Annotated in this window: 15 protein-coding genes; 12 read left to right on the top strand and 3 right to left on the bottom strand. The window is 39.2% G+C overall.

Annotation, left to right across the window (positions count from 1 at the left end; translation table 11 throughout):
- From J3U64_RS09705 to J3U64_RS09670, 8 genes are all read left to right on the top strand, one after another.
- Positions 1–483, top strand: a 483-nt coding sequence (locus tag J3U64_RS09705; protein ID WP_267409086.1) for a DNA/RNA non-specific endonuclease, incomplete at its 5' end; no start/stop codon positions are given.
- Positions 484–492: 9 nt separating this feature from the next.
- On the top strand, positions 493–918 hold the full coding sequence (locus J3U64_RS09700; protein ID WP_267409085.1) for an NTF2 fold immunity protein: 426 nt from the start codon (positions 493–495) through the stop codon (positions 916–918).
- Between the two features lie 443 nt (positions 919–1361).
- The gene (locus J3U64_RS09955) at positions 1362–1982 is read left to right on the top strand and encodes an RHS repeat-associated core domain-containing protein (protein ID WP_323811405.1); all 621 of its coding nucleotides are present in this window, start codon (positions 1362–1364) and stop codon (positions 1980–1982) included.
- Positions 1976–2389, top strand: coding sequence for a hypothetical protein (locus tag J3U64_RS09690; protein WP_267409084.1), 414 nt, complete (start codon positions 1976–1978; stop codon positions 2387–2389). Before J3U64_RS09955 ends, J3U64_RS09690 begins: the two co-directional genes overlap by 7 nt.
- Positions 2390–2653: 264 nt before the next feature.
- Positions 2654–3220 (top strand): hypothetical protein, encoded by a 567-nt coding sequence (locus J3U64_RS09685; RefSeq protein ID WP_267409083.1) that lies wholly within the window; start codon positions 2654–2656, stop codon positions 3218–3220.
- Positions 3221–3510: 290 nt separating this feature from the next.
- Complete coding sequence (locus J3U64_RS09680; RefSeq protein WP_267409082.1) at positions 3511–3642, top strand: hypothetical protein; 132 nt, start codon at positions 3511–3513, stop codon at positions 3640–3642.
- Between the two features lie 598 nt (positions 3643–4240).
- Positions 4241–5140 (top strand): lipase family alpha/beta hydrolase, encoded by a 900-nt coding sequence (locus tag J3U64_RS09675; protein ID WP_100141403.1) that lies wholly within the window; start codon positions 4241–4243, stop codon positions 5138–5140.
- 398 nt (positions 5141–5538) lie between these two features.
- Positions 5539–7992, top strand: coding sequence for an autotransporter outer membrane beta-barrel domain-containing protein (locus J3U64_RS09670; protein ID WP_267409081.1), 2454 nt, complete (start codon positions 5539–5541; stop codon positions 7990–7992).
- A 43-nt stretch (positions 7993–8035) separates the two neighbouring features.
- Here J3U64_RS09670 and pgl read toward each other — a convergent pair whose 3' ends face one another.
- The gene (gene pgl / locus J3U64_RS09665; protein ID WP_267409080.1) at positions 8036–8734 is read right to left on the bottom strand and encodes a 6-phosphogluconolactonase; all 699 of its coding nucleotides are present in this window, start codon (positions 8732–8734) and stop codon (positions 8036–8038) included.
- Positions 8735–9247: 513 nt separating this feature from the next.
- Here pgl and lysS point away from each other — a divergent pair.
- Entirely contained in the window at positions 9248–10771 is a 1524-nt protein-coding gene (gene lysS / locus J3U64_RS09660) for a lysine--tRNA ligase (protein ID WP_100156202.1), read from the top strand.
- 59 nt (positions 10772–10830) lie between these two features.
- Here the strand turns inward: lysS and J3U64_RS09655 are convergent, their stop codons facing one another.
- Positions 10831–11286 carry an FxsA family protein gene (locus J3U64_RS09655; protein WP_267409079.1) on the bottom strand — a complete coding sequence of 152 codons (456 nt, stop codon included), beginning with the start codon at positions 11284–11286 and terminating at the stop codon, positions 10831–10833.
- A gap of 206 nt (positions 11287–11492) precedes the next feature.
- Between J3U64_RS09655 and J3U64_RS09650 the strand changes: the two genes are divergently transcribed.
- From J3U64_RS09650 to J3U64_RS09640, 3 genes are all read left to right on the top strand, one after another.
- Positions 11493–12230: a peptidoglycan DD-metalloendopeptidase family protein gene (locus tag J3U64_RS09650; RefSeq protein ID WP_267409078.1), complete on the top strand. Its 738-nt coding sequence runs from the start codon at positions 11493–11495 to the stop codon at positions 12228–12230.
- A gap of 109 nt (positions 12231–12339) precedes the next feature.
- Positions 12340–13125: a 16S rRNA (adenine(1518)-N(6)/adenine(1519)-N(6))-dimethyltransferase RsmA gene (gene rsmA / locus J3U64_RS09645; RefSeq protein ID WP_267409077.1), complete on the top strand. Its 786-nt coding sequence runs from the start codon at positions 12340–12342 to the stop codon at positions 13123–13125.
- Between the two features lie 37 nt (positions 13126–13162).
- Positions 13163–13891, top strand: coding sequence for an amino acid ABC transporter ATP-binding protein (locus J3U64_RS09640; RefSeq protein WP_267391903.1), 729 nt, complete (start codon positions 13163–13165; stop codon positions 13889–13891).
- A gap of 186 nt (positions 13892–14077) precedes the next feature.
- On the opposite strand, the gene metF is transcribed toward J3U64_RS09640, so the two are convergent.
- Positions 14078–14911, bottom strand: coding sequence for a methylenetetrahydrofolate reductase [NAD(P)H] (gene metF, locus J3U64_RS09635; protein ID WP_100141395.1), 834 nt, complete (start codon positions 14909–14911; stop codon positions 14078–14080).
- Positions 14912–15008 lie beyond the last annotated feature (97 nt).

Here is a 15008-nt window from a genome sequence, read left to right as displayed (position 1 = left end):
CCGGACCCGATTGGGTTGCTGGGTGGGTTTAATTTGTATCAGTATGCGCCTAATGGGTTGATGTGGATTGATCCGTGGGGTTGGATTTGTAAGGTAAAAGTTGACCGAGGATCGCATGGTCAGCCTCTTTCAGCAAAAGCAACAGTATCTAAAGCTGATATAGGTACAGGGACAGCAACAAATCCTTCTTCAAGAGCTTGGGCTAGAAGATTAGGTAATGCGGATGATGACGCAGGACATATCTTAGCTAAAATATTAGGAGGTTCAGGTGGCATAGATAATGTTTTTCCTCAACTAAAAGGTGTGAATCGTGGTAGATATCGAGCTTTTGAAAAAAGAGTTAGGCAACATATCAAAGAAAATGGAACAGTAGATTTAGAATGGGAATTTAAATATAAAGGAGGTGGTACAAGGCCTACTGGTATTGTCTATAAAGTAATTCAAAATGGTGAGTTGCAATTTAAACATGTTTTTGCTAATTGAGAGGGTTTAATGAAAAATAATATAGAGGAAGCAGTATCAATATTAAAAAATTTTATTTTAGCTATGAACAAATGGGAAGGTTATTGTGAACCTCTTACTGAGTTAATAGAAAACGGTGAAGATGAAGAACCTTTACAAAATAAAATGAGATCTGAATTAAATGATATATTTAATCAATATTGTACTGATAAAAAAAGAAAATACGGTAGACAGGTTTCATTAGATTGTGGATATCCTCCAGAATACTCACCTGATGAAGAAATTTTAAAAATTGAAGAATTAAGTAAAAATAAATTACTTATACTTACAAAACAGCATACGGAGTTTAAAAATCAATTTCGTTATACATTAGTTTATAAAAATAAAGAATGGCGAATTGATAAAAAAGAAGTATTTGATAAATTTGATAATAAATGGGAAAAATATGCTCTTTAATTTTTCTTAAAATATTATTATTAATCCAACCAACCATTTTTATTAAACTAAAGAATTCAAATGAAAAAATAACGTTTAATCCGTTGAAAATGTTTACGCTGCCGACTTTACAGCAGGCAGCATAACCGAAATTACTCACCATTTCTGACGTTATGCTGTCAGTACGACCAACTGGGCAACCGCATCGCCACCACCTTGCCCGATGGTCGTACCCTCAACAACCTCTATTACGGTTCCGGCCATCTGCACCAAATCAACCTGGACGGCACCACCATCACCGACATCGAACGCGACCGCCTACATCGCGAAGTCCTGCGTAGTCAGGGACAACTGAACACCGAATTCAGATACGACCGCAACAGCCGCCTGCAACACAAACAGACCCGGCGTGGCCACAACACCATCCTGCCCGACATCCTCATTTCAGCGATGGTTTTAAAAATATGCTTCTAGATGAAGCTGGTCATATTGTATGGGCGTGCAGCTATCAGCTGTGGGGCAAACCGATACAGGAAATCGAACACAGCCAGATACAACAGAACCTAAGGTATCAGGGACAGTATTTAGACAGAGAAACGGGCTTACATTACAATACTTTCAGATACTATGACCCGGATATAGGCAGATTTACGCAGCCGGATCCGATTGGGTTGTTGGGTGGGTTTAATTTGTATCAGTATGCGCCTAATGGGTTGATGTGGATTGACCCAGCAGGATTAGCTGGCGATAAACTTATTGATGGTATACCTCAAAATCCAGGCATTGTTCGGCGTTTTATGTCAAAAGCCGAATTTAAAAAATTTACTCATAACGGATTTACATCTAATCCAATAGATTGTCGAGGAGGAATTAGTGTTACTTCTGCGAAAATTGACCCCAAAAATCCAGATGCCATAAAAAGAAGCACTGGAGCATTAGGTGCAGATTACTATGTTGATATTAATACCACGGGTAAAAATGTAGAATTAAAAGGTAAAACTAAGGGCGGAGTTATGGACTGGAAAATCAAAGATAATGTTACTCCTAAAGATATTGAAAGAAAAGGTAAGGTAAAAAAATGTTAATTGATACTTTACAGGAATTTGATGATTTATATAATAAATTATGGCAACAAATAACCGATGAAAATGAAGTAAAAAATTTTATTAATCATGCTGATGTTACAAAAGCTACTTATTTACTAAAAGAATTAGTTAAAATCAATATACTCCGTTTAGCTGCTTTTAAATTATTTTTACAAATAAACAAAAACGAAGCCTTATTATTTTTAAAAGATTGGTATCTATCTCGAGATCTTTCTAATTATGGTGAAAGTCAAATTTTAGATATTGGTCTTATGCTATCAGATATAAAAGATATTCTAGGGGAGAAGGAGCTGAATAATATGCTAAACTGCAAAGAATTTTTATCCAAAAATAAAAAAAATAAATGGGTAAAAGAAGCTATTATGTTTGCCAAACAAGATGACTAACGAACAATTAATTAATCTAAAGGGAACAAAGCAATTACTACTATAACTGCAACGGCCGAATCGAAAGCTGTCGTAACCAAGCCTACTGGGAAACCCTGCAATACGATGCTGTTGCCAACCTACTCGACAAAAAACGCAACCAAGACAGCCGCATTGAAAACCAAAACTTCGTACGCTTTATCTAAATAATCCACGGCGGCAAGAATACTTAGCTGCGGCGGATGAACATTTAAATAAAACCAAATCCAAAGCAGGTGGAAAGAAATGTTAACTAAAAAACAACGTAGTCAAGAAAATACAGTATTCGGAGTCTATATAAAAGAGGGATTGTATTCATTAGCGCAATCCAGAAAAAACCATTGGATGGAGTTTTTTAATATATTTAATGATAAAGATGAATGGGATGGGGTAGACCTGAATAAGGTTAATATCTTATTTACCTATTCAGTAGCTGCACACAGACTTAAAGAGTTATTAGTTTCTATACAAGATGAACATGTACGAAAAAATGTACGCCCACAGCAATCTAGAATTATTGCAATAACAGATATTTTGGCTGGTACAAGAGGTCTGGTGGAAATGGATGACAGATATGATACCGTAGATAATAAAGTTTTGATTCCTCAATTAACTGTAAAAGATTATTTAGATATTATTCATACAAAAGAATTAGCAGGCATGCACGGAGATTCTAAAGATATCCAAAATCGTCTACTTAAATTTTACGAAACGGGAGTCAATTGGGATGAATCTAAAAAATTTTTATTTCCTGATGTAACACCACCAGCATCTACCCAAAAACCTTTAACCAAAGAAGATTATTTGCACTAGTATAAAAACTTGTATGCAAAACCTTTATTAAGGTTTGGATGGAACAAGTTATAACTATAGTCTACTAAATAGGAAAAGAACGAGGTTGCCAAGATAAATTTTGAAGAGCTAATCTGCTTTTAATTTATCACCTTTCCCAAATTACCATTACATTGACCGTAGCCGAAGCCAACACATCATTTCAGCTACAGTTCTAAGAATATGCTTCTAAGCGAAACCAACGCATAAGGCACACGCAGCCATCACTACAATTAAGTAAGTAAACAAATTACCGCCGCCTTTATACACCTATGACGAAAACGGTAAGCGCCCACAGCAAACAGACCGACGGTGGTACCCATTATTCCTACTACGATGCCGAACACCGCCTAATTGAGGTTCGTTCGCATCGAAAACAGAATCATTCTGTACGATATGGATAGGTATAACATGTTTTAGCCCGACGAAAATAGCCAATAGATACGGTAGTTAAAATTCAAAATCTCACCTATTTTTTTATGGGATGAATTAAAAATTATTCAGGAAGCGGTGTCAGGTAAACGGCTCTGCGTATACGTCTATACTGATGCAGAAGGTTACGCACTACCGGCTGGCATTAATAGAAACTCAAACATTAACATAATATATATTTCATTGTTATTTTCAAATTAAGAAAGCTGTTATTAATCAAAAAAAATATTTAAATTAAATTGCATATATTGCTAAGTATAAATATTAATAATTGTTATAGTATTCGATTTTACATCTAATGCATAATTTTAGTTATTGTCTTTGCATATTTTTATAAATAACGCTTTAATTTTTTATTTTAAATTAGTTTAAATAACAATTTAATTTGCATTAATTGATTATTTTTGATATTATTCTTTCGCGGTTGAGATGGGTGTGAATCTTCCCGAAGAGGATGATAATACTAAAGAATTTATTTTATAAATATCTTTATCTCATCGTTAATTATTAAATCATAATAAATTAATAATTATATAATAATTTAACAGAAAATAAAGTGAGGAAAATTAAATGATAAATATAACTAAACCTTGTAAAGTCGTTAAAACAAAATATCCCATTGTACTTGTGCATGGTTTATTTGGCTTTGATCGGATTATGGGTTATCCCTATTTCTTTAATATTGCTGAATCTTTAAGAAAACTGGGTTGTGAAGTTTATACTGCTGCTGTTTCTGCAACCAATACTACCGAAACCCGTGGTGAACAGTTGCTGACAGAAGTGAAGCAAATACTGGCAAAAACCTGTGCTAAAAAGGTTAATCTGATTGGACATAGTCAGGGTGCGCCTACCAGCCGTTATGTGGCTGCTCTTCATCCGGAGCTGGTGGCATCTGTAACTTCTGTAAATGGTGTGAATTTTGGTTCCGAAATTGCAGATTTGATGCTGGATATTCTTGCTGGGAAGATTGTAGGTGAAACTGCTGATCTGATTGTTGAATCATTCATGAAATTTATCAGTTTATTCAGTACCAAACCTTTGCTGCCACAGGATTTTGAAGGTTCACTGAAAAGTTTGTCTACTGCAGGTACAAATGAGTTCAATAAAAAGTATCCACAAGGTCTTCCAAAAACTTGGGGTGGACAGGGTAAAGAGCTGGAAACCAATGGTGTTTACTATTACTCTTGGAGTGGTATTATCAAATCAAATGTGGTCAATGAAGGTGTAAATACTCTGGATCCATCACATGCTATTTTGGTTGCCTTAAGTGCTTTATTTACTAAAGAACGCAACCAGAATGATGGTTTGGTTGGCCGTTATTGTACTCATTTGGGTAAAGTTATCCGTTCTGACTATCAGATGGATCACTTAGATGCAATCAATCAAATTGCAGGTGCTCATCCGACTACACCAGATCCAGTCAGCATTTATTTGGATCATGCTGCACGTTTGAAATCTAAAGGTCTGTAATTTAGATTCAATATACTCAGAATAATAACTATAAGAATATTTTGGATTGATAAACTGTCTTGAACAAGTGAAGTAGTATCAAAGCTTACTTGTCTGCAAGGACTGAATCCTGTGAATAACAGGATTCAGTTTTTTTATATGTGTACTTTCTAAAAAGAATGCGCACTCAGGCTGAATAAAAGTGGAGTTATTCTGTAACTAAAGTATTTGGTTTGGTTAGTTCCAATATGTGGCATTCAAATTTCTTCACTATATATTAAATAAATATTAGAAATTATGAGAGATGGATGTGATGTATACAGGTTAACATTAACTAAAATGTAAATGTCAAAATATATTAACCCTATATGTATATTGTGTGTTAATATTATGATTATGTTTATAAAGGTTAATTTTTTATGAAATCTATTCATCCTCCATCGAAACTTAAAGCTTTAATGCTGGGAGTGCTGAGTTCTTTATCAGTTTATAGTATGGCTGCTACTACTTGTTCGAATTCAACTGGTTGTATTATCGGAACAAGTTCAGAACTAGGTAGTGATGTTTATGTCTCTGCAGGAAAGTATCAGAATCTTATTCCGTCTATTAAAAAATATAAAGATCACTGGAAAGATCATCAAGATTCTGAAAATCTGATAATTAGTGATCCTATTTTTGAAATTTCACATGATTTTAAAATTAAAAATCCACCGCCGATTAGTGTTGAATTTGCACCTGGAACTGAAATCACTTTAGATGCATCTTTTTTAGAAAATCCAGCATATGGAGAACATAGAAAAGATTATATACTTAGTGGTATAAATGCAACTGGTGCATGGGGTGAAAAGTTAAAGATCACTATACCAAAAGGTGTCCATTTTACATTGCAAGGTGGCTTTAAAGAAGAAAATGAGGAAGGTTACACCATTAGTGCAATTAATTTAGATAATTCTAAAATGGATTCACAGGCTGACTTTACTGTTAATTCACCAAATTCAGTTGTATATAAAGTTGAAGGCAGTGTTTTAAATGCACATGATCACTTGATAGATTTTGGCAAAGATAGTTCGTTTTCTACTGCTGTTGAAGTTTCCTCCCCTGATGGAGTCGCCAATCTAGATAATGTAAAAATTAATGGCGATGGAGAATGGAATTATGGGATTACTGCTTATTCGGAAGGAGTAGCAAATCTACGGAATAGTGTCATTAACCTAAGGCAGCCTAATAGTGTTGGATTTTCGATTAATCGTGGGGGCGTTATCAATGTAAATGATTCATTGATAAATTCTGGGAAAGGTATTGCACTATTTTCTATAGATGATTTGGATGAGGATGATCCTGCATTACAAAACACTTTTAATATAGATAATAGTGAATTAATTGCAAAAGATACATTACTTAGTGTTAATGATAGTAGTATAGGTGATGCGGAATGGGCTGATGCTTCAAGCGCTGCTAGACAACCATTTGTATTAAATGCCAATAATTCGCGACTTGAAGGCAGGACTTATGTTGGTTTACATCCAGCACCTAGAGTAACATTTAATTTGAATAACGGTACATCATGGCTGATTAACGGTAATAGTGTACTGGATGAACTGAATATTCATGATTCGACTGTTTCTTTCAGCAACGATGGGAAATTCAAAACACTAAAGATTAATGGCGATTTAACTGGTAATAATAGCCAGTTTAATATGAATACCAGTCTGGCTGATGGCAAATCAGATAAAATAGAAATTCACGGTCAGGTACATGGCCAGCATAGAATCAGTGTATCTGATAGCCGCAAACGCCCCAAAACACCGAATGGGCAAGTGACGCTGGTAGAGTCTGAGGGTGGTGATGGTTCCTTTTCTATGGTGCAGCCCTATGTTGATGCGGGTAAGTATCGTTATTTCTTCCATCAGAATGGCAATAATTGGATTCTGAGTAATGATAATGGTGCTGCTTCATCTGGTGGTAGCCATTATGGACCGCAGTATGAAATCAGTGATTTTGCTAATTCATTGATCAGTATGCGCCAGGCAGCGAACCAGTATATTTATCAGATGCAAGAACCGTTAAATACACGTTTTATGCGCCGTAAAGATCAGTCTGTTGCTAATAATCTGTGGCTGGACAGTAATTATGCCAATAACCATTTCGAAAGTGTGGGTACTAATGATGGATTGGCTACTTCAGGCTTTAAACAAAAATCTTATAGTCTGCAATTAGGTTATGATCATCTGCTGCCGCTGGGAAATGAAAACAATCAGATATATCTAGGGGGTTTGGTAGGACAAGGCCATTCCAGTGTGGATTTTTATGGCAACTATAAAAATGGTAACCTGAAAGCGCTGACAGCAGGAATTTATGCTGGCTGGAACCATGCCAGCGGCTGGTTTGCTGATGCTGCCTATCGTTACAGCCATTTGAAAGCCAGTGCCAGCAAGATGGATAACACAACATGGCATAGTAATAGTTTTAGTGCAGATGTTGGTAAAGATTTTTCCTTGGCAGATAAGTGGGTAGTTACGCCTAAAGCTGGTATGACATTCGGACGTTTGTCTGGAGATGCATACAACAGTAGTACCACTTTTTACCGTAGCCAGCTCGGGGCGGCAGTTAGAACTTCAGTAGCTCTGAATAAAATAACGCTTCATCCATATGCAGGTGCTTACTGGTTGCATGATAAGAACAGTTTGGGGCATGCTTTCGTAGATGACAGTAATATGCGTATTGCCGGTGCAGGTAATAGTGGTTTGTATGAAGCTGGTCTGGGTATGGACTTTAATGCGAGTAATCATGCAGATTTAAAACTGGATTACGCCAATGGTCAGCATACAGAGCAGAAGTTTGGTATCAATCTGAATTATCGTTATTCGTGGTAAGCCATTATATTTTTGTTAATGCGCCGGTTTTCCGGCGCATTTTTTATTGAGCCAGATATATTTGTAAAGGTAGCTTCTGCTGGTGTAGAACTGCACGTATGGGCATATCGTTAATATTTTTGCCGGCAAGTGCTTGTTCTAATACCTGCTGCTGTTTTTTCCCGTTTAATTGCAGATATAAATGGCGGCTGTTGAGGATAACCGGTAAGGTCAGTGAAATACGATCATGAGGGGCGGTAAGAGGTTTCATATCGATTACCAGTCTGTCAGATTGCATGTCTATTCCTTTATACAGATTTTCTGCATGCGGAAACAATGATGCAGTATGACCGTCATCGCCCATTCCCAAAACCAATGCATCAATAGGTAAGGGTAGTGATTGCTGAAGGCGTGTCTGAATTTCATCCACGCCATCATAGGGATTTTCAGCAATAGTTTTGAGGCTAATGAAATGCGCGTCCTTTGCTTTATTTTGTAATAAATGGGTATGAATTAGACGCTCATTACTGTCTTCGTGATGTTTGTCTACCCAACGTTCATCAACAAGGGTTATGTAAACTTGATTCCACGCTATCTGTGCCTGACTGAGAATTTGAAAGAGTTCAACAGTTGTCGGGCCTCCGGATACTGCCAGTGAGGCTTTACTACGCAAATTAATTGCATCTTGCAGGTTGGCAGTAATGGCTGTGGCCAATGCTGTATTCATTGCATTAGGGGTGTCAAAAAGATGTAACTGATACATGCTTGCCTCCGATAATAATGGATATGCATTCGGTTTTATTACAAATTTCTTTTTCTTTTATCAAATAAATATTATTTGCTTTCAATTGGTTAATAAGTTGTGTTTGCGGGTAATTATTGTTAAAGGGCAATATTGTTTGTGATAAATAACGGTATGGGTCTTTATTAGAATATCTGATTTTGTAGTGAGTTGAGATTGATTACGGCAACTGTCGGATTATCAAGATATTGTCATAAATATTTTTAAGACTAATAAAAATTTTAATGTGAATGGGGTTAAGGCTACGGAAAGCTTAGGCTGATGGTGTTAAGTTATCGCTGTTACCGAAAGTTTTTTTGTAATTAATTTGTTTGATTGTTAGTTCGGAGGGGGTTTTACGTGTCAAACTCGCTGTTTTGTCTTAGAATAGGCGGTTAATTTTTATTTGTTATTGCCTGAATTTTATAACTTGTTTGATGTTTCAGGTAGGGCAGTAGTTTATTAAGAATTACTGCGTATGGTATGAGGATGCATATGAGCGAACAGCAGAATGCGCCGGCGGCGGCCGCGCATGAAGAACAACTGGATGAAAACCAGATTATGGCCCATCGCCGTGAAAAGCTGGCGGCAATTCGTGCTGAGGGGATTGCTTTTCCGAATGATTTCAAACGTGATGCTTTTGCTGGTGATTTACACCAGCAATTTGAGCAGTTTGATAAGGATGAGCTGGCGAACAAAGCTATTCCGGTAAAGGTAGCTGGGCGAATTATGCTGAAACGTCATATGGGTAAGGCTAGTTTTGCCACAATTCAGGATATGACTGGGCGTATTCAGCTGTATATTAATAATCAGGGTGTTGGTGAAGAACTGCACGATGCGTTTAAGCACTGGGATCTGGGTGATATTGTCGGTGCTGAAGGTGAGCTGATGAAAACCAATCATGGCGAACTGACTGTTCGAGTTTCTGGCCTACGCTTACTGACTAAATCATTGCGCCCATTGCCAGATAAATTCCATGGACTAGCTGATCAAGAGCAGAAATATCGGCAGCGTTATGTGGATCTGATTACGAATGAACAGACGCGGGATACGTTTGTTAAACGCAGCCGGATTATTCAGGCTGTGCGGAATGTAATGGTTAGTGAGCGTTATTTGGAAGTGGAAACGCCGATGATGCATCCGATTCCGGGTGGAGCTACGGCGAAGCCGTTTGTAACGCACCACAATGCCCTAGATATGGATCTGTTTTTGCGGGTAGCTCCTGAGTTGTATTTGAAACGGCTGGTTGTAGGTGGTCTGGAAAGGGTGTTTGAAATCAACCGCAATTTCCGCAATGAAGGTATGAGTACGCGCCATAATCCTGAATTTACCATGATGGAATTCTATGAAGCATATGGTGATTATCAGCGCATGATGGATATGACGGAAAAGGTTATTCGTGCTGCTGCTATTGAGGCTACTGGTAGCGCTGTTGTAAGTTATAACGGAAAGAATGTGGATTTAAGCCAGCCGTTTGCACGGATGACTATTGTTGAAGCAATTAAACATTTCAATCCGCAGTATCTAGATGCGCAACTGGCTGATGCTGAATGGCTAAAAACTGAAATCAAAAAGCTGGGTGGAGCCTTACCGGTTTCTCAGGCTGTAGGCAGTTTACAGCTGGCCTTGTTTGAGGAGTGTGCTGAAGCGCAGCTATGGCAGCCGACATTTATTGTAGATTATCCGGTAGAAGTGTCACCGCTGGCACGCGCGTCTGATACCAAACCAGGTTTGACCGAACGTTTTGAGCTGTTTGTGGTTGGACGTGAATTGGCAAATGGATATTCAGAATTAAATGACCCAGAAGATCAGGCAGCACGTTTCCGTGAGCAGGTAGCACAGTTGGATGCTGGAGACGATGAGGCCATGCATTTTGATGCAGATTATATTCGTGCGATGGAATATGGTTTGCCTCCTACGGGTGGTTGTGGCATTGGCATGGATCGTTTGATTATGCTCTTGACTGATGCACAGACAATACGGGATGTAATTCTGTTTCCGCAAATGCGCTTGGCGTAAATAATCTGTAAGAAAAAAGCTGCCGGCTGAAAGCTGTGCGGCTTTTGTTTTTTTACAGGTTATTCATGGGGCAGCTGCTGATTGTTGTGTGGGTGCTTTACATTGCCTGTTTCAACGGTGAATTCTCCTTCAATAATGTCACCACGCTCTGGTTGAGACTGGCTGGTAAAAGGATTGTTGTTTGTGCTGTTTAATGGCTTACCACTGATGGGCAAGAGTAATAATATAGCGATAATGTCTGATACGAAGCCTGGGCTGATAAGCATGATGGCAGCGAGCACATAACGCAGCGGCCATAGTAACTGGTAAAGTGAAACATTGCTGCCGGTACGGATGGTTGCTATGGCAAGAAATAGTCCAGATACACCGATATTGCGCAGCATAAAAATGCCGCATGCTATCGATAGAATGATAATCAGCAAAGTCCAGCCTGCACCAATCAGATTGCTGACCAGAATAATGGAAATTACTTCCAATGCTGCCAGTATCAGTATAGCCCAGCTCAAATATCGCATGTAAGTTTCCCTTAATTAAGCAATAACAGTTTTTACAGATGGTTGCGGGTTGGAGGAATTCAATATGGACATCTTAAAACTGTCTGTTTATTGTTGGCATGCACACCGTTGCTGGACGATGTGAGGGCAAAGCTATGTTAATATCAACCTCAAATTAGCTTTAGCCGTTATGCTATACGGATGTATGTTGCGGCTGGGATGGAGTAATGAAGCAGATAGAAATAGGGTCTGTAATGATTAGAAGGTTTGGTTTATATCTGATTTATTGTCTAGCGATAGCGCTGAGTGGTTGCAAAAGTAGTGGTTCGGTAAATGCCCCAGTGATGAGTGCCAGCGCTCAAAATGGTTATTATCGTGTACAGCGTGGCGATACCTTATACAGAATTGGGTTACGCTTTAATCAGAATGTTAATACGCTGGTGCGTTGGAATAATTTGGCAAATGCAAATGCAATTGAGGTAGGGCAGCTGATACGTGTGCGTAAACCGGTAGGGGGTTCACGTAAGAACACAGTAAAAAGACATTCGTCAGGAAATGTGGTGCGTCAGCCAGCACCAGTTGCTGTTAGTAATGCTGCTCCTGATATCAGCCTGCAATGGCCGGTGCGCGGGAGGGTGATTAGTATGTTTAACGGTCAGACGCAAAAGGGGATTGATATTGCTGGTAACCGTGGAACACCGGTTAAGGCTGCGGCTGCAGGTACTGTACAGTATGCTGGTGATGAGCTGCGTGGGTATGGCAGGCTGATACTGATTAAACACAGCAATACTACCATGACGGCTTATGCATATAATGACTCTCTGAATGTCCGTAATGGACAAAGAGTGCAGGCAGGTCAGACCATTGCCACGATGGGTGACAGTGGAACGAGCGGTGTAAAACTGCATTTTGAAATACGGGTAAACAGTCAGGCTGTGAATCCTATGCGATATTTACCGGAATAAATCAATACGGCTAGCTGGTGTGCTTGTCCATAAGTGTTTTTATAGGCCTAAGCACGAAGTTGATCAAATGGATTTTAATCTATAATAGGGCAAAGATTAAGGAAGCATTATGAAAGAACATCGTGCCCGTAAGCGGTTCGGACAGAATTTTCTGCAAGATAAAAGTATTATTCAGGATATTGTGCGTGCAGTACGTCCTCAGCCGGCAGATACAGTAATTGAGATCGGTCCCGGGCTGGCCGCTATTACAGAACCATTGGCTAAAGCGGTGGATAAACTGCATGTAATTGAGATTGACCGAGATATTGTAGCGCGTTTACGTACATTACCTTTTGCTTCGAAGCTGGAAATCCATGAGGGTGATGTACTGCAGTTTGATTTTGCGAGTGTGCCTGGGCGAAAAAAAATAGTAGGCAATTTACCTTATAATATTTCAACACCGTTGTTATTTCGCTTTAGTGAGTATGTTGATGAAATTGTAGACATGCATTTTATGCTGCAAAAGGAAGTAGTCGAGCGCATGGTGGCGGAGGCTGGTAGTAATGATTATGGGCGTTTAAGTGTGATGTTGCAGTATTTTTTTGAAATGGAAAATTTACTGGATGTGCCCCCTCAGGCATTTAACCCTGCTCCAAAAGTTGATTCAGCGGTAGTGAGAATGATTCCACAGCGCGGGCGTATCGGAATTGCGCAGGATTTTCAGCATTTTTCGGCTTTGGTTAAACAGGCTTTCCAGCAGCGACGTAAGACCATTCATAATAATCTGAAGGAGTGGGTGGATGATGCCAGATTAATAGATGTAGGCATTGATCCAGGTTGGCGACCAGAGCGGATTAAACCCGAGCTTTATGTGGCTTTGAGTAATATTTTGTTGGACAATGGCGCGTGTATTTGAATAACTGATACCGTCTGTTCCATGATGTGGGGAATACATGATTGAATTTAAAAACGTCCATAAGTGGTTTAAGGACTTACATGTTATTAATGGTGTGAATCTGAATGTCAGCCAGGGTGAAGTAGTGGTGGTTTGCGGTCCGTCTGGAAGCGGAAAATCCACCTTGATCCGTACTGTGAATCAGTTAGAAAAAATCCAGCAAGGTGAAATCTGGGTTGATGGAATTAACGTGGCTGACCCTAAGGCTGATTTAAACCGAGTACGTACAGAAGTTGGATTCGTATTCCAGCATTTCAATCTATATCCACATCTGACGGTACTGGAAAATATTATTTTGTCACCGATGAAGGTGAAAAAACAAAGCCGTGCTCAGGCTGAAGCGAAAGCTCAAGAGTTATTGGCTAAGGTGGGTCTGGCACATAAGTGTGATGCTTATCCGCAGCAGTTATCCGGCGGACAGCAGCAGCGCGTAGCGATTGCACGCGGTCTGGCTATGGAACCAAGGGTGATGTTGTTTGATGAACCAACCTCTGCTCTTGATCCAGAAATGATTGGTGAAGTACTTAAAGTAATGAAAGATTTGGCACTTAGTGGTATGACCATGATGGTAGTTACACATGAGATGGGTTTTGCCCGTGAAGTGGCCGACAGAGTGGTATTTATTGATCATGGTGAAATTGTTGAGGAGGCTGCTCCTGAAGAGTTTTTCCTACATCCGCAGCATGAGCGTGCGCAACAATTTTTGAATCAGTTGTTAACGCATTAGCATAATTTATTTTCTGGCTGCTTGTTGATGGTTTTTAGCTACTAAAAAATTGAGAATACAGAATTATGATGCCCCTTTTCATAAAGATGATAAGGGGCATCATTTTTTGAAACTGTAAATTTGAAATATTAAGAGTTTTTGAAGGGAAAAGTAGTTTATGTTTTTAATTTCTGCTTTGGCTTAGGATTAATATCCTAAACGCTGACAGATTGTTGAGACTAAACCAGCCTGATTTAAAGTATAGAAATGTAAACTAGGTGCACCCTGCTGTAGTAAATGGTCGCACATTTCGGTAACCACATCCAAACCAAGGGCTTTAATTGATGCGGTATCGTCGGCGTAGGATTGCAGTTTTAACCGTAGCCAGCGAGGAATTTCGGCACCACAGGTTTCAGAAAAACGGGCTAGTTTTGAGAAGCTGGCAATCGGCATGATGCCGGGAATAATTGGAATATTGACCCCACGGCTTTGAACTTCATCTACGAACCAAAAATAACTGTCTGCATTAAAGAAATATTGGGTGATGGCCGAATCGGCACCAGCTTGACATTTTTTTACGAAATGATTGATATCGTCTTCGGCACTGCGCGATTGTGGATGAAATTCTGGATAGGCTGCTATTTCTATGTGAAACCAGTCGCCAAATTCTTGCCGGATAAGTCCTACCAATTCATTTGCATATCGTAGCCCCTGATGTCCAAATCCGACTCCGGATGGAACATCGCCACGCAAAGCCACAATATGGCGGATACCCATATCTTTATAGGTCTGAAGCAGACTGGTCATTTCTTCGCGACTGGCTCCGATACAGGCAAGATGCGGAGCTGCAGCCACGCCATCGTTCATGATATCGGTAATGGTCTGAAGTGTACCGGCACGAGTGGTGCCACCAGCTCCATAAGTGCATGAAAAATATTCAGGTTGATATTGGCTGAGTTGTTTGCGGGTAATACTCAGTTTCCGCCGCCCCTCTTCGGTACGCGGCGGAAAAAATTCAAAACTCAGCGGTGTAAAACTCATGATTGAACAGCCTCTCCAGTTGTTATAGGTAGATATCTAACCATAACGTTTCAGGCAAGGCCAATCAATGCTTTATGTACATATTTTCTTTGAAAAA

Source organism: Snodgrassella sp. B3800 (genome assembly GCF_026535865.1).
Classification (GTDB): domain Bacteria; phylum Pseudomonadota; class Gammaproteobacteria; order Burkholderiales; family Neisseriaceae; genus Snodgrassella; species Snodgrassella alvi_E.
The sequence above is the reverse complement of the archived record's forward strand: the minus strand, read 5'-3'. Positions and strand labels throughout refer to the sequence as shown.

Coding starts and splice junctions, on each gene's coding strand:
- J3U64_RS09650 (WP_267409078.1), top strand. CDS start 11,493: ATGAAGCAGATAGAAATAGGGTCTGTAATGATTAGAAGGTTTGGTTTA.
- pgl (WP_267409080.1), bottom strand. CDS start 8,734: ATGTATCAGTTACATCTTTTTGACACCCCTAATGCAATGAATACAGCA.
- J3U64_RS09690 (WP_267409084.1), top strand. CDS start 1,976: ATGTTAATTGATACTTTACAGGAATTTGATGATTTATATAATAAATTA.
- J3U64_RS09670 (WP_267409081.1), top strand. CDS start 5,539: ATGAAATCTATTCATCCTCCATCGAAACTTAAAGCTTTAATGCTGGGA.
- rsmA (WP_267409077.1), top strand. CDS start 12,340: ATGAAAGAACATCGTGCCCGTAAGCGGTTCGGACAGAATTTTCTGCAA.
- J3U64_RS09685 (WP_267409083.1), top strand. CDS start 2,654: ATGTTAACTAAAAAACAACGTAGTCAAGAAAATACAGTATTCGGAGTC.
- J3U64_RS09675 (WP_100141403.1), top strand. CDS start 4,241: ATGATAAATATAACTAAACCTTGTAAAGTCGTTAAAACAAAATATCCC.
- J3U64_RS09700 (WP_267409085.1), top strand. CDS start 493: ATGAAAAATAATATAGAGGAAGCAGTATCAATATTAAAAAATTTTATT.
- J3U64_RS09680 (WP_267409082.1), top strand. CDS start 3,511: ATGACGAAAACGGTAAGCGCCCACAGCAAACAGACCGACGGTGGTACC.
- metF (WP_100141395.1), bottom strand. CDS start 14,911: ATGAGTTTTACACCGCTGAGTTTTGAATTTTTTCCGCCGCGTACCGAA.
- J3U64_RS09955 (WP_323811405.1), top strand. CDS start 1,362: ATGCTTCTAGATGAAGCTGGTCATATTGTATGGGCGTGCAGCTATCAG.
- J3U64_RS09655 (WP_267409079.1), bottom strand. CDS start 11,286: ATGCGATATTTGAGCTGGGCTATACTGATACTGGCAGCATTGGAAGTA.
- J3U64_RS09640 (WP_267391903.1), top strand. CDS start 13,163: ATGATTGAATTTAAAAACGTCCATAAGTGGTTTAAGGACTTACATGTT.
- lysS (WP_100156202.1), top strand. CDS start 9,248: ATGAGCGAACAGCAGAATGCGCCGGCGGCGGCCGCGCATGAAGAACAA.